The sequence below is a fragment of the Pusillimonas sp. SM2304 genome, assembly GCF_031628915.1.
Taxonomy (GTDB): domain Bacteria; phylum Pseudomonadota; class Gammaproteobacteria; order Burkholderiales; family Burkholderiaceae_B; genus Pusillimonas_C.
In genome coordinates, this window is sequence record NZ_JAVLUJ010000002.1 from 61,453 (window position 1) to 79,268 (window position 17,816).

Below are 17,816 nucleotides of genomic sequence, written 5' to 3' on the forward strand. Positions count from 1 at the left end.
GCATGCGACGATGCATTTTGGAACACGCGCGAAGCGCCTGACCTATCTGGTTCACCGTTGGACAGGCGTGGCCGGATGCCTGCTGATGGTGCTGTGGTTCATCAGCGGTGTGGTAATGCTGTATGTGGGGTATCCCAAGCTCACCCCCTGGGAGCGTTTGGGGGCGCTGCCTGCGCTGCAGGCCGCCGCATGTTGCGTGCCGGCGGATAGGGCGCTGGAACGCAGCGGTGTGCAAGGGGCGGCGCAATCCCTGGTGCTCAGTTCAGTGCGGGGCGCGCCCCATTATCTGATACGAGGGCAGGACGGCGCCTACCGGGTGATGGACGCCCGCACGGGGCGCCCGGCGCCGGAAGTGGACGAGCAAGCCGCGCTCGACGAGGCGCGGTCCTTCGCGCACGCCGCCCCGGTCCGCTACGGCGGGACGGTGTTTGAAGACCGCTGGACCCATTCGCGCGGCCTGGACGCGCATCGGCCGCTGCTGGTGGCGCAGGTACAGGGGCGGGCGCCGGCGACGCTGTATGTGTCGTCGGCGACAGGCCAGGTCGTGATGGATGCGCCCCTGTCCCAGCAGCGTTGGAACTACGTGGGGGCCTGGCTGCACTGGCTGTACATGTTCCGCAATCACGCGGTCGATCCCGTATGGAGCTGGCTGGTGATTGCGCTGTCCGCCGCCGGCACGGTCAGCGCGGTGACGGGTATTTGCGTGGGGCTGTGGCGCTGGCGCTTCAGCGGCCGGTACAAGTCGGGGGGGAAATCGCCGTATCGTGCGCCTTGGATGCGCTGGCACCATATTACCGGCCTGTTGTTTGCCGGCATTGTCTTTACCTGGATATTGAGCGGCCTGATGTCGATGAACCCGCTGGGTGTGTTCAATGCAGCCGGGGCGCGTCCCGACAGGGCGGCCTATCAGGGCGGCCCGCCCGCGGCGGAAGGCGTGCTGGCCGATCCCGCGCGTATCATGGCGCCGCTGCAGGCCCAGGGTTTCCATGCCGTCGAGCTGGAATGGCGCATGTTGGCCGGACAGCCTTATGTGCTGGCGCGCAATGCCGCCGGCGGATCGCGCCTGGTCATCGGCAGTGCCGTCGGCATCCGCGTGCTTGAGCATTGGGAGGATGCCGACGTCATGGCGGGGGCATCGCGCTTGCTGCCGTATCCCGTCGCCTCGGCGCAGCACATGGCGCAGTACGACAGCTACTACTACAGCCGCCAGCCCGAAGCCATGAATGGCGCCGCTGAGCGCCGCTTGCCGGCCCTGCGGCTGGACTTCGGCGATCCCGGCCAGACACGCGTGTACATCGACTTGCAGTCAGGCGATGTGGCCATGAGCCTGGATCACAGGCAGCGTGTCGGCCGGTGGCTGTTCAACTTCCTGCATAGCTGGGACATCCCCTGGATGCTGGCCGCCGCCCACTGGCGCGATGCGGTGCTGATCCTGCTGAGCCTGGGCGGGCTGCTGGTGTCGGCGACGGGCGTGGTGATCGGCTATGTGCGGCTGCGGACTTGGCTCAAGGCATGGCGCTGATGGCCGCTGGATTGTTTCCGCCTCGGGTCAATTGGGCGTCGCGCCCGAGGACTCGACCAGTTGCCTCCACAACACGACTTCCTTGTCCAGGAACTTCTTGAAGTCTTCAGGGGTGCTGCCCACGGATTCGGAGCCTTGTTCCTCAATGGTTTTTTGAACCTCCGTGCTGTGCATCACCTTGCCGATGTGCTCGGACAAGTTGGCGATCACCGGCGCCGGCGTGCCTTTGGGGGCGAAAATGGCGTTCCACGTTGCCACCTCGAATCCGGGCAGGGTGGCCGAGATGGGAGGAATGCCGGGTACCTGGGGCGCGGGCTTGCTGGTTGTGACCCCCAATGCCTTCACCTTGCCGCTGCGAATGAATCCCAGGGCATCGATCAGGGGCGCGAACATGATCTGGATGTTGCCGCCGATCAGGTCGGTGACGGCAGGCGCCGCGCCTTTGTAGGGTACGTGTGTCATCTCTACCTTGGCCATGGTTGCGAACATCACGCCGCCCAGGTGCTGCGACGTGCCTGGCCCGCCCGAGCCGTAGTTCAGTTCCCCGGGGCGCTTGCGCGCCAGCTCGATAAGCCCGGCTACGTCCTGGACGGGCAGATCGTTGTTCGCAATGAGCACCAGCGGCGTATGGACGATCTGGGATACAGGGATGAAGTCTTCAAGAATATCGAAAGGCAGCTTCTTGAACAGCGAGATATTGGCAATGGATGTGCTGGTACCCATGAACAGGGTGTAGCCGTCCGGCTTTGCGCGCGCGACATAGTCTCCTGCAATGTTACCGCTGGCGCCCGGCTTGTTTTCCACCACCACGGGCTGCCCCACCGACTTGCTCAGCCCATTTGCCAGAATGCGCGCAACAATATCGGTGCTGCCGCCCGCCGAGAACGGCACCACGATATTGACAGCGTGTTCTGGATAGTTTGCCTGCGCCATGCTGACGCAGGCGGTGGATGCGGCGGCCAACGCCGTTAATAGCTTGATGGTTGTTTTGAACATGTCTCCCTCCTTGGTTTCGGTTGTCGTAGAGGCCGTCCAGGACGCATAGGTCCTAGGACAGCACACCCACCTGTTTTCTCTGGATCAGCCCGAAGTCGATCTCCGCACCCAGGCCGGCGCCGGTCGGCGCATACACATAGCCATCCGCATCGGGTTCAATGTCTTGCGCCAAGCCATACTTTTGCGCGCCGTCGGGAAGCAGGACTTCGAAGAACTGGGTGTTCTTCAACGCCATGATGACGTGCAGGCCGGCCACATTGTTCAGCGAGTTGCCGCCATGATGGACTTCATAATTCATGCGGAAGGACTCGGCCAGGTGAGCCGTTTTCATCATGGTGGTGATCCCCCCTTTGAGCGCCACGTCTCCCCGGAGGAAGTCCGTTGCCTGCTGCATGACCCAGGGTGCGTAGGCGTCCAGGCCGACCGCCGGGAATTCCGTTGCCATGACGGGGATATGCAGCTGCTGCTTGAGCTTCACATAGTTGTAGATGTCTGCGTCATGCAAGGGGTCTTCATACCAGTAGTAGTCGAGATCCTGCAAGGCGCGCCCCACACGCAGCGCCTCTGGATACTGATAGCTCCATGCGGCATCGAGCATGAGCAGATAATCATCGCCCACCGCCTTGCGGACGGCTTCGCAGGCCTTGATGTCTTCCTGCCAGGGGTGAGGGGGGTGGATCTTGTACGCCGCCCAGTTGCGGGATTGGTAATGCAGCGCCTCCTCGGCATATTCCTGCGGACTGTCCAGAATCATCGAGCTTGCGTAGGCCTGGACCCGATCCCGGTACGATCCAAGCAGGCGGTGAATGGGCATGCCGGCGGCTTTGCCGCAAATGTCCCATAGCGCGACGTCGCAGGCGCCGATGCTGCGGACTGTCGTGGTGCGGCTGCGGCGCCAGAGCGCGTGATAAAGCCGTTCGCGATCCAGAGGGTCCTGGCCGACAAGAATCGGCTTCAGGTACTTGATGAGGTTGGGGCCGTCAAAGTCGGCGCCGTAGTAGGCCGAGCCCAGAAAGCTGTGGCCCGTTATGCCGTCATCGGTTTCGACCTTCAACAAACCAAGCTTGCTGGATCCTGCAAACTTGCCCGTATGCGCGGCATAGCTGGTGGGCGGGATATCGTCCCAGGCAAACAAGGTAAGGGTGACGTCGGTAATCTTCATGCGGCCTCTTCATGGGGGTGGGAATAAAATGGTCTGGGGTGCTAAGTTCTATAGTCCACTATAGGACTTAGTGTGTTCCTTCTTGACGCTGATGTCAACACCGCATGCAAAATTCCTGGAATAACCATCCGTTCTTTCTGGGGATAAACTATCGCCATGACAATAAGACCTTCCCGCTCGCTGCCCGATCTTCCGCTTGTAGGCCCTGAAGGGCTGCCGAAATATCTGCAGCTCAGAAACGCCCTGGCTGCCGAGATCACCGCCGGACGCTGGGAAGCCGGCGATCAACTGCCCGCCGAAGATGTACTGGTCAAGGCGTCCGGGTTCAGTCTGGGCACGGTGCAGCGCTCGCTGCGCATGCTGGTCGACGAGGGGATTCTGGTGCGCCGCCATGGCTCGGGTACGTTCGTGGCCGAGCATAGCCACCCCCTGGGCGGCCCCTTTCGGCACTTTCGATTTCTTGATGACAGCGGCGCGGGCATCCTGCCTATTTACACGCGTGTGCTCCAGCGTTTTTTAGTGGACGAGGCCGGGCCCTGGGACGCGTTCCTGAACAGCGAGCGGATCATGTGCATCGATCGCGATTTCTCGATCAACAATGAGTTCTCGCTGTATGTCCGGATTTACTTCTGCGCCTTGCGTTTTCCCGAGCTTGCCACCATTGACACCGCCTTGCTGAATGGCGTGAGCTTCAAGGATCTACTGTCGCGAAAATACCGCCAGCCGACGGCCTCGTATACCGAGCGCATGCGTGTTCAGGCGCTTCCCCGCTTGGTCACCGACGCGCTGAAGCTGCCAGCTCGGACGGTGGGCGCCCGTCTGGATATTGTCGCCACCGATCAGCGTAATGACGCCATTTATGTGCAGCACGCCTATATTCCACCCAATGGGCGGCAACTGCTCATGCAGGATTGATGGCGACTGCGTTGCATACGCTGGAAGCGAGTGGCGTCCTGCGGCATCGCGAAGGCCTTGAATAGCCGGGCTTTCGCGAATGCCGCATTCGTACACCGTCTTTGTCTTTTGATTAATCGATCTGGATTTGCAGCTTTTCGATGATGGGGCCGTAACGGCGCCTTTCCATGTCTATTTGCGACATGAGGGAGGCGGGGTCGCCGGCAACAATTTCCCATCCTTGCGACGATAAAGTGTCTTTTACTTTGGCGTCTTTCAGCGCCTTGGCAAACTCCTTGTTCAGCCGGTCAATGGCTGCTGGAGGCGTTCCCGCTGTAGTAAATATTCCTAGCCACGTGTAGCTCGTAAATCCGGGGATGCCTGATTCTGCAACCGTCGGGACGTCGGGCATGATAGGCGATCGTCGTTCACCCGTTGTCGCAATGGCTCGTACTTTACCGTCCTTCGTATAGCGGTTCGCCGTTGCTGCGCTAATGAGGAAGAGATCAACGTCGTTCGCAATGACGGCAGAGATGATTTGAGAGGTCCCTTTGAACGGAACATGAAGCAGTTTGATGCCTGCCTCCTCGCTCAAGGCCTCCATTGCAAGATGCTGAGAAGATCCATGCCCTGGACTGCCGAATGTTATCCCCTCGGGTGTTTCCTTGGCTTTAGCGATAAGATCTTCGAGCGAGCGGATAGGAGAGTTCGCGGAAACAAGCAGGGCATTGTCCAGATTGGCTCCCCATATGACGGGCGCCAAGTCTTTTTTTACATCGAAAAGGGGCTTCTTGTACAAAAGTGGGTTGGTAGCGATAGACGATTGATCCACCATAATGGTGTAGCCATCCGGCTTTGCGTTGGCAACCGCGGCGCCTGCAATTTGACCGGACGCGCCCGGACGATTTTCCACGACCACGGCTTGCTGTATGTTCTGACTGATTTTCTCGGCGGTAATGCGAGCGAATAGGTCATTACCTCCGCCAGGAGGATACGGAACTACAAACTTAATCTGTTGCGACGGAAACTCGTCCGCTAATGATGGTGTGCAAATGAGTACGCCGGCACAAGCGAAAACTCTGAACAAGTGTGTGCGAAAACTGACCATCTTATATGCTCCTCTTTATTATCATGCTTGATGCGAAAAAGTTAAGCTTCACACGTCGCCTAATGCCTGAACAGGCTTGGTCTTGCTCCACGAGCGCAATGGTATTCCTTGTCGAACCCAGCGTTCCATCGCGGGATCAAAATCACCCATTTCTTGCAACTCGATCCAGAGCCTCAGCATGAGTCGCTTATGGCCTTGGCCATCAACGAACGCATTTCGATAATGCAATGTGGAATAGTTGTTCAGGAGTTGAATGTCGCCACGCTCCAATTGCATATCAAGGCGAAGGTCGGGGTCGCGGCCTAACTCTTCCATGTATTCCATTGCTTCCAGTTGGAGAGGCGTCAGCTGTACTGCCTTTTTTCGGGTGCCGTTGCGCATCTTCTTGCTATGGAACCATGCCCTGAACTGGTTGTTGTAGTTGCTGAAAACGGGAACAGGAACGTCACTGGTTTCGTTGATGTCTCCCGATTCTCCTTCTCCGCGCAGGTCGTGGTAATAGCCTTCGTAAAGAGGGACGAGGTACTCAGGATGCTCGGTCAAAATGCGGTTGTATATCGCCAGCGAACTGACGACGACGCTTTCCCCTCCCTCCAATGCGCGATCCACACATAGCAGGGACACAACGTCCGTTTGGTCTGAGTGGGGTGGCTGGGCTTCGTTGGTGACGTAGCTGCGCAGATTGGGGTCGCCAAGATTGCTGGGATTCTTATCTGTAATATGCTCTATGAGAGTGCCTTTGGCGTTTTGGGAAACGATGCTCCCCAGATGTGTGCCTAGCCCCCAGTAGATGGTCTTGATTTCATCGAGCGTGTATTTCTCAACGGGTAGGCCTCTTAACAGCACAAACCCTCGGCCTTGTTTCAGGGTATGGCCTACTTCGCGCAGCTTGTCTGAAAAAGCCAAGAGCGGAAAGGAATCTGCGTCAAACTCGCCCCAATTGAGTCCTTTCTCGGACACGTAACGCAGGGCCTCATCAATGCTCTGGATGTCGGTTTGGGTTAAATGAGTGATCCATTCTTGCGTCGTTTTTAGGCGGGAACCTATCCATGCCCTGTCTTCTGAGATGGGATCTTGCAGCATTGTCATTCTGATGTCTCCTAAAGAATCTCGGTTGTAGATACTTTATGGCACCAAATACATAAGTACAATGTCTATATAATTATCTATTGTTATATTTTTGCTTATTAATAATGAGCGGACTAGTTCATCCTTTACCTCGTGAAACCGTAGAAGTTCTCCGCCAAATGACGTCCAGACAGCTTGAGGGGTTCGTCATTGCGGCGGAGCTGCTGTCCTTTACACGCGCCGCGCAACGGCTGCATATGACGCAGCCTGCTTTTTCACAACTGATACGTGAGCTCGAAGCGGGAATGGAGGTAAAGCTGTTTGAGCGCACAACCAGGCGAGTTAGCTTGACAGCAGCGGGTCAAGTCTTCTACGAAAGGGTGCAGGGTGGCGTGCGAAGCATTTTCGAAGCGTACGAGAACGCCCGTGCAGTCGCGCGTGCGGAGTGTGGGCACTTGTCAGTGGGGTCGCTTCAATCGCTCGCGATAGGTTTGGTCATTCAAGCACTTGGAGATTTCCGTAGAAGCTCTCCAGGCGTTACGGTGAGCTTGCGTGAAGACTATAACGGTGCCTTGTATGACCATGTTTTACGCGGGGAACTGGATTTTGCAGTGTGTGCCCACTCGACGAAGTCTAATGAGATTGCATTTGACGAGCTATTCGAAGAGGAACTGGTCGTAGTAATGCCGTATAACCATCCACTCTCCCAAAATGAATTGTGCCGGTGGCACGAGCTACAGTCCGAGCAATTGATTCTGATGTCTCATCAATCGAGCACGAGAGAACAGATCGCAGAGGCGTTTGCCGCTAATCATATTGTGGAGAAGGGCGCTTATGACGTAGCCAGCATGTTTACCGCCCTGGGGATGGTGCGAGAAGGCTTCGGGGTGACATTGCTTCCTGTCACGGTGTTGCCTGAAGTCAATATGCTGGATCTGACGACGCGCCGGCTCAAGGGGCCGACGCCTATGCGCAGGATTGGCGTGTGTCGCCGGACCGATCGAGTGCTATCGCCTGCCGCTATCCAATTCAAGGCATTGCTACAGAGCCGGTCGAGCAAATTGAAAAAAGTAGCGGATGGTTCCGCCTGGGATGGATAGTCTTATGTACATCTGTTAATGACTCGCTGGCGGGCCATGTCTTTCAGCGGACACCGTTCTTGCCGCTCAGCAGACGGCTGTGGCGCTGCATTTCGGTTTGCAATGCGCCTACGGTTTGCAGGCCACGGGCTTTCAGGACGGGAAGCAGCTTCAGCAGGATATCGGCCGTCGCGACCGCATCGCCGATGGCGGTATGGCGCGCGTGGCCGGGCAAGTCTACCCCCAGCCTGGCGGCCAGGGCATCCAGGCCGTGGTTTTCAGACTGCCCGAACACAATTGCCGACAGCAGTACGGTATCCAGCACAGGGTGGTCAAAGCATAAGCCTATGCGGGCTTCAGTACGCTGCAGGAAGGCGAGGTCGAATGAGGCGTTGTGGGCGACCAGGACGGCGCCTTGGGCAAACTTGTGGAAACGCCGTGCTACCTGTTCAATGGCGGGGGCATCCGCCACCATGGCGTCGGAGATGCCATGGATGCGGGTGGAGGCAGTTGGAATGGCCATGGCCGGGTTGACCAGTGTGTTCAAGACTTCATTCTCCATGAGCCTGCCGTTGACGATACGGACGGCGGCGAGCTGTACGATTTCATCGCCACTGCTGGGCAGCAAGCCCGTGGTCTCGGTGTCGAACACGACATAGGTCAGGTCGTCCAGTGCTGTGTTCGCCATATCGGCGTTGCGGCCTTTGTTCAATAACCCGAAGTCGTAAACAATCGTACGCGCAGGCGTGAGCAAGTGTGGCGGCGCGTGGCCGTGTTCGTGCAAGGCCAGTACATATCCGGGTTTTTTGCCATGCGAGGCCGCCAAGGCACCGGACAACAGCCGGATTCGGACCCGTAGCGGCCGAAGTGTGTGGCGGGCAGTACACACTATGTCGATTTCGGTATCGCTCCTGTTGTGCTGCAGCAATTGTTCGTAGGCCTGGCGGATGGGCTGTTCGTCCAAATAGTTGAACACCAAGCGGTCCAGTCCAGGTGCGTTGGCGGCTTGGGCGTCACCCAGCAGGCTGATTGCCTGTCCGTTATACAGTGCGACCTGGTGCTCGGCGGTGCACATGATCACACCGACGGGAACATCCGCGAGCAGGGTCGCCAGACGTTCATTTTCCGTGACCTGCCATGCGGTTTCGCGGGCGACGGTTTCAGCAAGTTCGTTGCGGGCTTCGCCCAGGTGCTTGATCAAGGCGGTGGCGGCAGGCGCCAGGTCGCCCAGGTGGCGGGCCTGGGTGTCTTCGAGCTCGCTTGTCATGTGGGCGTGTGTGCGGGCGCGCAAGTCGCCGGCCAGACGATCAAGAGGCTTGGCGACGTTTTCGTCGAATAGCCGCCACAGGGCGACCACCAGGCCGAGTATGAGGGAACCTGCGATGACGCCCCCGGTAAGCACCGCATTCAGTGTTGCTGGCCCGGGATCTCTGGCATAGCCGTAATACAGACTGATCATCAATGCCAGGGCTGCACCGGCTGCCAGCCCGGCAAAAAGCAGAAAGATACGCTGCCGCAGGCTGAGTCGTTGCAGCAGGGCGTGCAGGCTGGTGCAACCTTGTTTCATGATGTCAGGCAGGAAGCGGGTTCTGGCATGCGGCAAGAAGCATGGGGTCATCGGATTTCATGGCTTGCCAACGGGCGTTTTCCAGTTTGCCGGTGGATGTCAGGTGGGTATCGCCGAGCAGATCGGCGCGGCTGGCGCGGTGGCAATCGAAGGCCACGGGCACCCGGCGAGTGCGCTGCCAGCGTTCGACCAGCAGCAGTTCGGTGACGACCAGGCCGGCTTGATGCTCGGATTCCACCCGGGCGCGGGTATCCAGTGCAATGAAGCGGATGGTGACCGGGTGCAGGTAAGTCCAGGGTGCCCAGACGGCGCTGCGTTCACCTTGAGCCACGACAGCCACGCCCGAGGGCAGGCCGGCTGTGATACGGCCGAACCATGTGTATTCATTCCAGACGCTGTAGCTGATCATGCCTGCGCCAATCGCGGCGGGCAAGATCCATCGAGGCGGGGTGCGGCCCCTTTTGGCGAGACTGCGGCGAATGATGAACACCATGCATGCCACAAGGATGCCGACGGCGGCCATTGAAATAAGATCGACCCACATTCTTGAGTGTCCTGTCCGGTTCTGGGTTGGAAAATCAGCGCAAGGCGCTGCGGCCACGGTCTATGGCCGATTGCATGGTGCGCACCACGACGAACGCATCGCGCAGATGATTGCGTTCGAAATCGGAAAGATCGGCTGGGGCCAGGTAGTTGGAAGGTTCGTGCCCGTATTTGATCATATCGGCCTGGTTTTGAAGGCGAATCATGGCGATGACATCGTAGGCATTAATCAGGTCGCTGGCCCCCGATGCGGAAATGACGCCGGCTTCCTGAGCGGCTTGCAGCCGTACCCGTGTATTGACATCGGGGATACGGCCCTGCAGGGCATAGATACGCGCCAGGTCGGTGACGGGGATGACGCCATTGAGCTTCATGTCGAGATGGTGGCGATGAGGGCCGGTGCGCAGTGGCGAGAATCCTCGGATCATGCCCAAGGGCGGGGTATGCTGCAGGCTGTTGGCGATCATGTGCGCCATGAATATCGAGTTCTTTGACGCCATGTCCAGGGTTTCCGCCTGCAGGTTGCGGTGCAGGCTGGCAGCGCCACCTATAGGGCGCAGATCGAACATGACGGAGGCCAGCATCTGCGATGCTGGCTCGTGTGTGACAGACCAGCTATGAAAGTATTCGCGCCATACCCGCACGGGTTGGCACCAGCGCGGATTGGTGGCCATCATGTCGCCGGGGCAGTAGATATATCCGCAGGCGTTGAGACCATCGGAAACGATGCGGGCCAACTGGGCAAAGTAGGGCATGTCGGCGGGAGAGACGCTGTCGTCCAGGAACAGACAGTTATCCTGGTCGGACACGCTGGATTGTTCCTGCCGCCCCTGGCTGCCGCAGGCCAGCCACAGATAGGGGACGGGTGGCGCCCCTAGCTGGGCTTCCGCCATTTTCAGCAGTTGGCGGGTAATGGTGTCGGCGATATCGGTAATCAGCCGGGTGATGATTTCATGAGTATGGCTGGCGCCCACCAGTTGTACCAGCAAATCGGGAATGCGTTTGCTGGTCGCCGCCATGTCGGCCACATTATCTGCCTTGGCAAGGTCTGTGACCAGGGCTGCCGCGCTGACGGCATGGAAGCGCATGATATCTGTTTGGGTGATCATGCCGGCGAAGCGGCCGTGATCAACAATGGGTAGATGGCCCACTTTGTTCTCCAGCATGCAATGCAGGATATCCGAACCCAGGGCGTTCATAGGCAAGGAGGCCGGATCAGTGGTCATGACTTCGCGAACCGTGGTGGACGGGTCCCGGCCTTCGGCCAAGACCCGGTGGGTCAGGTCGCGCGCGGTCAGTATGCCCAGCAGTGTGTCGGTGCCTGGCTCAGTAATGCCCAGCGAAGAAACATGATGGGCGCGCATGATGCGGGCGGCTTCGGCTACGGTCGTGGAGGGCGGGCAAGACAGCGGCGCCCGCGCAATCAGCTCAGAGACTTTCCGCGTGGAAATATCGGCGCTGCGCGAATACGGCTGCTGGGCCCGGTTGAAATAGCGCCGGAACGGCGCAAAGGTGTCCAGCAGCCGATGAAATTCTTCTGCGGGAAGCTGCAGGATATGGCTTTCCCGGGTGGCGTGGGCGGTGGTGGCGGCATATCCGTCGCGCAGAAAACCGCGTTCGCCGAAGGTGTCGCGGGCAGCCAGCATGGAGACCACGGCGCCGTGACGGTCAGTGGTTTGGACTTCGCCATCCATGATGATAAATATCCCGCCCAGCACATCGTCGACCTTGTAGATGAGATCGCCGGCCTGATAAGTGCGGCAGCGCATCGTTTCGGCAATGTGCAGGCGTTCCTCTGCCGAAAGATTGTCGTAGGGATGCGCACTTTCCAGGAATGCTGCAATAGCTTGATGCGTATCGTTCATGGGGCTCTTGGAGCAGATGGGTGCGTGAAGCACCCATCTGTTTGGTTGGTGCCGGGCAAAATACCCGACGGTAAGCCTACATTAATGCTGCGTGGCAGCGCCTGCGCCTCTGGGAATGCGGATCGATTCAACCATAGCCTGAATTTCCTTGGGCGGTTCTTCGGTGAAGGAAGAAACCGCGAAGGCCACGATGAAGTTCACCAGGGCTCCAACAGCGCCAATCGACAACGGCGAAATGCCGAAGAAGTAATGCTCGGCCGTGTCGGGCAGGTTGTTGGTGCCAGGAATGAAAAACCAGCCTTTATAGATGAATATATACACGGCTGTGAATACCAGGCCTACCAGCATGCCGGCAATGGCGCCCTGCTTGTTCACGCGTTTGAAAAAGATGCCCATCATGAGCGCAGGAAAGATGGTTGCCGCGGCCAGGCCGAAAGCCAGCGCCACCACCTGCGCGGCGAAGCCCGGTGGGTTCAGACCCAGCCAAGTAGACACGATAATGGCGAAGGTCATGGCAATACGCGCAGCCATGAGTTCGTCTTTCTCAGAGATGTCGGGTTTGATGGAACCCTTGATGAGATCGTGCGAAATGGCTGACGAAATCGCCAGCAATAATCCTGCAGCGGTCGAGAGTGCAGCGGCAAGCGCCCCCGCAGCGACCAGCGCAATGACCCAGCCCGGCAAGCCAGCGATTTCGGGGTTGGCCAGCACCATAATGTCGTTGTCGGCTTTTACCAGCTCATTGCCCTTCCAGCCCCGTTCTGCAGCGAGCTTGGTAATGGGGTGATCGGCGGGCGCTTTGTCGTTGTAGTACTGGATCAGGCCGTCGCCGTTCTTGTCTTCGATGTCGAGCAGGCCGGTTGCTTCCCAGGTACGGATCCAGGAAAGCTCGGGCTTGCTGTCGATGTCAGCGCGCGAAACAGCGGGGCCGTCGACGGCATTGGCCGTGATGGCTGAAGGCCACATGGTGGTGGTGAGGTTCAGGCGTGCCATGGAACCCACTGCCGGTGCGACGGTATAGAGCAGGGCAATGAAGACCAGCGCCCAGCCCGCCGAGGAACGCGCATCGGCCACCTTGGGCACGGTGAAGAAGCGGATGATGACGTGGGGCAGGCCGGCGGTACCGATCATCAGCGACAGCGTGAACAGGAACATATTCAATCGGTTCGTGGTGTCGGATGTATATTCCCTGAAGCCCAGTTCGGTTACGACCTGATTCAATTTTGTCAGGAAGGCGACATCGCCGCCGCCGGGCGCATAGTTGCCGATAAGGCCCAACTGGGGCAGCACGTTGCCGGTCAGGCTCAGCGAAATGAACAGGGCGGGGATCGTGTAGGCGATGATCAGTATGACGTATTGCGCGACCTGAGTGTAGGTGATGCCTTTCATGCCGCCGAACACAGCGTAGATGAACACGATGGTTGCACCGATATACAAGCCCATGTCGGTCGATACTTCAAGGAAGCGCGAGAAAGTGACACCCACGCCGCGCATCTGGCCGATCACGTAGGTGATCGAGATGACAATAAGGCAGACGACGGCCAGAAGACGGGCGCCGTTGGAATAAAAACGGTCACCGATGAACTGGGGAACCGTGAACTTGCCGAACTTGCGCAGGTAGGGCGCCAACAACATGGCCAGCAGCACATAGCCGCCTGTCCAGCCCATGAGGTAGGCGGATTGTTCATAGCCGCCGGTAGGGGCCAGCGCAATAATGCCGGCCATGGAAATGAAGGACGCGGCAGACATCCAGTCGGCCGCCGTGGCCATGCCGTTGGCGATGGGGTGCACACCCTGGCCCGCGGCATAGAATTCCGCCGTGCTGCCGGCTCGACTCCACACCGCAATGCCAATGTATATGGCAAATGTGGCGCCAACAAAAATTAGGTTCAGCGTAAATTGATCCATATTCCGCCCCTCTTATTCTTCAACGCCGTGTTCACGGTCGAGCTTGTTCATCACCTTGGTGTAGACAAAGATCAGAATGATGAAGATGTAGATCGCTCCGTTCTGTGCCATCCAGAATCCGAGATCGGCGCCTCCTACCATGATGCCGGACAGCGCTGGGCGCAAGATAATGCCCATGCCGAACGAGCAGATGAACCAGATCGCCAAACTGATGCCGATGACTCTCAGGTTGGCTTTCCAGTAGGCGCGTGAAGATGAGTGTTCCGCCATGTATATCTCCTGGTTTTAAAATTGTTGGCGGACGATCGCCCGTCAGGGCGCCGCCTTCTTCTTTAGCCGCGGGATGCGGTATTCGTTGCGAATTGGTGGCGTGCTGCGGATGCGTAGAGGTTGCCTGCGCGCGCGGGCAGGCAGAAAACGCGTGGGTGAGAGAAAAATGCCGACAGGCATACATACAGTAAGGGCGGTAAGGGGAACCCTGCCGCTGGGCGTTGCAGACTGCTCCAAAGCTATCATGCTGGCGTCGCCTCCGCTGTTTTTGCTACAGGTCAGTATCCTGTGCAGTGGGCTCCTGCTCGTGGCCGGCAAGCGCCCATCAATATTTATTTTTCAGCCTAGTGCCAAATCTAGCATGCCTTGTTGTAAGGAGCTTGTCAGTTTTGTTTGGCTGTGGCAGCAGAACAACGCTCCTGAACGGGGTGTCTGTGCCGATAGAGCCCGGCCACCTGCAGCGTGATGGCTTCGGTTTGTGCCGTCCGGAATACGTATTGCGCATGCATCTGGGCACATTACCGAGGCGAGACAGGAGGGCTGATCTGTCCAAAGGGTACGCATGGCTCATTGCATAATGAAATCCGTAAGCCCAGGCGAAAAAAAGCGCTTACGGAAAAGTAAGCGCTTTTTTTCTGAATTCTTTGGCGGAGCGGGCAGGACTCGAACCCGCGACCCTGGCGTGACAGGATAGTGCTTCAAGTTAATGTTTATGCGGATTTCCAGCTATTTTGAATTCCAGAAACTCCCGAGTTTAGCCTGGTTTCTATAGAATTTTGCCGACTTATATTTCAAATATTCTGAAAGAAAGGATTGATTCAATCGCTTCTCTTTAACCTGGATGTAAGTCGCGTCATTAGGTCCATGCGCTCATGGAAAACTGCCACGATCAGTGCGGGAGCATTTTCGCGTGCTAGACAAAATACGTAGTGATGCTCAATGTGAGCCATACGTAACCCCGGGTAGATCGTGCTCATGTCCTTGAAAGTGCCGCGACCGAGAGCAAGGCGGGAAATACCTTCTTCCAATGTCTCGATATAGCGACGCACCTGGGCGTCACCCCAGTGCTGGCGGGTGTAGCGAATGATTTCGCGAGTATCGCTTTCCGCAGCGGTTGTGAGGGCGTAATGCCCGTTCAAGATTGCTTGCCCTTGGCGAGTTCTTCGTCGAGGATGTTTCTGAGGTTTAGAGTAGAGATTTTGCCGGAAAGTCCTTCATGGATGCGGTTGCTCAATAGGGTTCTGAGTTCTTGCCAAGCTTCCTCGTCCCCGGTGGAGTCAGGAAATAGCCTTTCAAGCGCATATTGTTTGATGGTTTTGCCTTGCAACGCCGCTAAAGCTTTCAGGCTTTTGTGCTGCTGGTCGGTTATGTCGATAGTGAGGCGGCTCATTTGGAAACTCCGTCAACTTGCATTAAACTCACATTAGCACAAATGATGTTTTTTTGTGGTGGCTTCTTGTTTAATTGAGCAAAAGTCGAGTAGAACTGATGCTCGTTAGTGGCATACCGGCGACATGGGCCGAGTTGACCCAACTCGGAAAGCTAGGCCTGGCGCGGCTTTCCAGCCAGCCCGAAAGTCGGGTAATCCAAACTTTGGAATGAAAAACCCGACTTTGAAATATAAGTCGGAACGAAAAAAAAGCACTTGCATCGTGCAAGTGCTTTTTTTCTGAATTCTTTGGCGGAGCGGACGGGACTCGAACCCGCGACCCCCGGCGTGACAGGCCGGTATTCTAACCAACTGAACTACCGCTCCGCAGCGGGTACTGCTATTGCCAGAAATGCTGGCGTCCCCTAGGGGATTCGAACCCCTGTACCCACCGTGAAAGGGTGGTGTCCTAGGCCTCTAGACGAAGGGGACAGGACAAAACAAGCTGCGTATCATAGCATATTTAATACGCTGATTTACTGCTGCCTGAAAACCGAAACAGGCATTCTCCGTTCGACTGGTGGAGGTAAGCGGGATCGAACCGCTGACCTCTTGCATGCCATGCAAGCGCTCTCCCAGCTGAGCTATACCCCCGTACTGGCTTGTCTAGCGAAGAAGCGAGATTATGCACCAAAATTTTTATGTGTGCAAGTCGACCTGCGTTTTTTTGTTGGTACGTTGCGAAAGTTGTATTACATATGTTGTAATACAGATTATCAAGAAACCATCCCGAAGCGGGCGCTCCCAGTGAGCCGAGCAAGCAGAAGCTGGTATTCCTTCAATCACAGAATAAATTCGAATTCCCAGGAGACAAAATGAATATTTCCCGCCGTACTACTACTGTTGGGCTCATGCTGTCCGTCATGGCAGCCGGACTTGCGTTGGGCGCTAGCGCTTCGGCGCAGACGGTGATGCGCATCAGCATTTCTTCACCGCAAAATTCGCATCAAGGCGTTGCGATCGATACTTTTGCCAAGGAAGTGGAAAGGCTGACCAATGGCCGCTATGTGATCAAGACCTTTTACGCCAGTTCTTTGGGCGCCGAGCGCGAGGCCATGGAATCGGTGCAGATGGGGACGCAGGAACTGACCTGGACGTCCAGCGGTCCTGTACCCAACTTTGTGCCGGAAGTGAAGATTCTGGACGTGCCCTATCTATTTACCGATTATGCGCATGCACGAGGCGTGCTCGACGGCCCTATCGGCGACGAGATGCTGGAAAAGTTCGAACCCAAGGGGTTCAAGGCCTTGGCCTGGGCGGAGAACGGTTTTCGCCATATGACGAACAACAAGCATCCCATCAAGGTGCCCGCCGACATGCAAGGACTGAAAATGCGCACGGTGGAGAATCCTGTGCATATCCAGGCTTACAAGGCCTTTGGCATCAATCCCACGCCGATGGCGTTCAGCGAGGTGTTCACCGCGCTGCAGCAGGGCACGGTGGACGGCCAGGAAAATCCCCTGTCGGTGATCACCGCTTCCAAATTCGACCAGGTGCAGAAGTACCTGACCCTGACGGGCCACGTCTATTCCCCGGGTGTTTACCTGATGAACAAGGCCACGTTCGACAAGCTGTCGGATGAGGACAAGAAGGCATTCATCGAGGCGGCGCGCATCGGCGTGAAGGCCAATCGGGATCGCATCGATTCCGACGAGAAAAATGCGGTGGCCGACTTGCGCAGCAAGGGTATGGAAGTGATCGAGACCATAGACAAGGCGCAGTTCCAGGCGGCGCTGGAGCCGATCATGGCTGACTTCAACAAACAATTCGGCAAAGAAAATCTGGACAGGATCCGCGCCGCAAAATAAGACTTTTATGGCAAAGCGCCCCATTATCATGGGGCGTTTCTGTCTCTGTTCCTTCAGTGCCCAACACATTTCCTCTCAAGGAAAAACGTGAAAACAGCTTTCTTGAATTTTGAACACCGCCTGACAACGCTTTCGACCGGGTTGGCCTGCCTGATGCTGGTCGTCGCCGCCAGCATGGGCATGGTGCAAGTGCTGATGCGCTTCGTCTTCGAGCTGCCATCGGAGTGGAGCGAAGTCATTGTCAGGATAGCGCTGGTCTGGATGGTGTTCCTGGGGATTCCCGCGGCGTTTCGCTACGGCGCCATGATTTCAGTGGACTTGATGCACCGGACGGCGCCGCCCCGGTTTCGCCGGGTGCTAGAGGCCGTGATCACGCTTTTATCCCTGGCGCTTCTGATCGTTATTGCTTGGTACGGGTGGGATTACGCGCAGCGCGGCAAGGTCCAGACCATTATCGGCCTGGAGTTTTTCTCGATGTTCTGGGCTTTTGTGGCTTTGCCGATAGGGTCTGTTTTCGCCATGGTCGGCGTGATCGGGAACTACCTGGACCCGCGCCACGAAGAACTGGAAACCGCACAGTAGCCTCTGCCTAAACGC

At 57.5% G+C, this 17,816-nt stretch carries 16 protein-coding genes and 3 tRNA genes; 5 read left to right on the forward strand and 14 right to left on the reverse strand.

The window, feature by feature from the left end:
- Positions 1-10: 10 nt before the first annotated feature.
- Positions 11-1,522, forward strand: coding sequence for a PepSY-associated TM helix domain-containing protein (locus RE432_RS09245; RefSeq protein ID WP_310933139.1), 1,512 nt, complete (start codon positions 11-13; stop codon positions 1,520-1,522).
- 27 nt (positions 1,523-1,549) lie between these two features.
- Here RE432_RS09245 and RE432_RS09250 read toward each other — a convergent pair whose 3' ends face one another.
- A complete protein-coding gene (locus RE432_RS09250; RefSeq protein ID WP_310933140.1) occupies positions 1,550-2,518 on the reverse strand; it encodes a tripartite tricarboxylate transporter substrate binding protein in 969 nt (322 codons plus the stop codon).
- 52 nt (positions 2,519-2,570) lie between these two features.
- A complete protein-coding gene (locus tag RE432_RS09255) occupies positions 2,571-3,680 on the reverse strand; it encodes an enolase C-terminal domain-like protein (RefSeq protein WP_310933141.1) in 1,110 nt (369 codons plus the stop codon).
- 156 nt (positions 3,681-3,836) lie between these two features.
- Here RE432_RS09255 and RE432_RS09260 point away from each other — a divergent pair, with 156 nt between their 5' ends.
- Positions 3,837-4,595, forward strand: coding sequence for a GntR family transcriptional regulator (locus tag RE432_RS09260; RefSeq protein ID WP_310933142.1), 759 nt, complete (start codon positions 3,837-3,839; stop codon positions 4,593-4,595).
- Positions 4,596-4,707: 112 nt separating this feature from the next.
- Here RE432_RS09260 and RE432_RS09265 read toward each other — a convergent pair whose 3' ends face one another.
- Positions 4,708-5,682, reverse strand: a complete 975-nt coding sequence (locus RE432_RS09265) for a tripartite tricarboxylate transporter substrate binding protein (RefSeq protein WP_310933143.1) — start codon at positions 5,680-5,682, stop codon at positions 4,708-4,710.
- Between the two features lie 48 nt (positions 5,683-5,730).
- Positions 5,731-6,771, reverse strand: a complete 1,041-nt coding sequence (locus RE432_RS09270) for a TauD/TfdA family dioxygenase (RefSeq protein ID WP_310933144.1) — start codon at positions 6,769-6,771, stop codon at positions 5,731-5,733.
- 158 nt (positions 6,772-6,929) lie between these two features.
- Between RE432_RS09270 and RE432_RS09275 the strand changes: the two genes are divergently transcribed.
- The gene (locus RE432_RS09275; RefSeq protein WP_310933145.1) at positions 6,930-7,850 is read left to right on the forward strand and encodes a LysR family transcriptional regulator; all 921 of its coding nucleotides are present in this window, start codon (positions 6,930-6,932) and stop codon (positions 7,848-7,850) included.
- Positions 7,851-7,893: 43 nt separating this feature from the next.
- On the opposite strand, the gene RE432_RS09280 is transcribed toward RE432_RS09275, so the two are convergent.
- The 10 genes from RE432_RS09280 to RE432_RS09325 all read right to left on the reverse strand — a co-directional run bounded on the left by RE432_RS09280 (position 7,894) and on the right by RE432_RS09325 (position 16,005).
- A complete protein-coding gene (locus RE432_RS09280; RefSeq protein ID WP_310933146.1) occupies positions 7,894-9,447 on the reverse strand; it encodes a 3'-5' exonuclease in 1,554 nt (517 codons plus the stop codon).
- On the reverse strand, positions 9,401-9,940 hold the full coding sequence (locus RE432_RS09285; protein ID WP_310933147.1) for a hypothetical protein: 540 nt from the start codon (positions 9,938-9,940) through the stop codon (positions 9,401-9,403). Before RE432_RS09285 ends, RE432_RS09280 begins: the two co-directional genes overlap by 47 nt.
- A gap of 34 nt (positions 9,941-9,974) precedes the next feature.
- Positions 9,975-11,804, reverse strand: a complete 1,830-nt coding sequence (locus tag RE432_RS09290) for a DUF294 nucleotidyltransferase-like domain-containing protein (RefSeq protein ID WP_310933148.1) — start codon at positions 11,802-11,804, stop codon at positions 9,975-9,977.
- An 81-nt stretch (positions 11,805-11,885) separates the two neighbouring features.
- The gene (locus tag RE432_RS09295; protein ID WP_310933149.1) at positions 11,886-13,712 is read right to left on the reverse strand and encodes a sodium:solute symporter family protein; all 1,827 of its coding nucleotides are present in this window, start codon (positions 13,710-13,712) and stop codon (positions 11,886-11,888) included.
- A gap of 12 nt (positions 13,713-13,724) precedes the next feature.
- On the reverse strand, positions 13,725-13,982 hold the full coding sequence (locus RE432_RS09300; protein WP_310933150.1) for a DUF4212 domain-containing protein: 258 nt from the start codon (positions 13,980-13,982) through the stop codon (positions 13,725-13,727).
- Positions 13,983-14,800: 818 nt separating this feature from the next.
- Positions 14,801-15,121 carry a type II toxin-antitoxin system RelE/ParE family toxin gene (locus RE432_RS09305; RefSeq protein WP_310933151.1) on the reverse strand — a complete coding sequence of 107 codons (321 nt, stop codon included), beginning with the start codon at positions 15,119-15,121 and terminating at the stop codon, positions 14,801-14,803.
- Positions 15,118-15,372 (reverse strand): antitoxin, encoded by a 255-nt coding sequence (locus tag RE432_RS09310; protein WP_310933152.1) that lies wholly within the window; start codon positions 15,370-15,372, stop codon positions 15,118-15,120. The genes RE432_RS09305 and RE432_RS09310 overlap by 4 nt, the downstream gene beginning before the upstream one ends.
- A 289-nt stretch (positions 15,373-15,661) precedes the next feature.
- Positions 15,662-15,738, reverse strand: a tRNA-Asp gene (locus RE432_RS09315).
- Positions 15,739-15,767: 29 nt separating this feature from the next.
- Positions 15,768-15,843: transfer RNA gene (locus RE432_RS09320), tRNA-Glu, on the reverse strand.
- Between the two features lie 86 nt (positions 15,844-15,929).
- Positions 15,930-16,005: transfer RNA gene (locus RE432_RS09325), tRNA-Ala, on the reverse strand.
- A gap of 221 nt (positions 16,006-16,226) precedes the next feature.
- Between RE432_RS09325 and RE432_RS09330 the strand changes: the two genes are divergently transcribed.
- On the forward strand, positions 16,227-17,219 hold the full coding sequence (locus tag RE432_RS09330) for a TRAP transporter substrate-binding protein (protein WP_310933153.1): 993 nt from the start codon (positions 16,227-16,229) through the stop codon (positions 17,217-17,219).
- Between the two features lie 87 nt (positions 17,220-17,306).
- Positions 17,307-17,801, forward strand: a complete 495-nt coding sequence (locus RE432_RS09335; protein ID WP_310933154.1) for a TRAP transporter small permease — start codon at positions 17,307-17,309, stop codon at positions 17,799-17,801.
- Positions 17,802-17,816 lie beyond the last annotated feature (15 nt).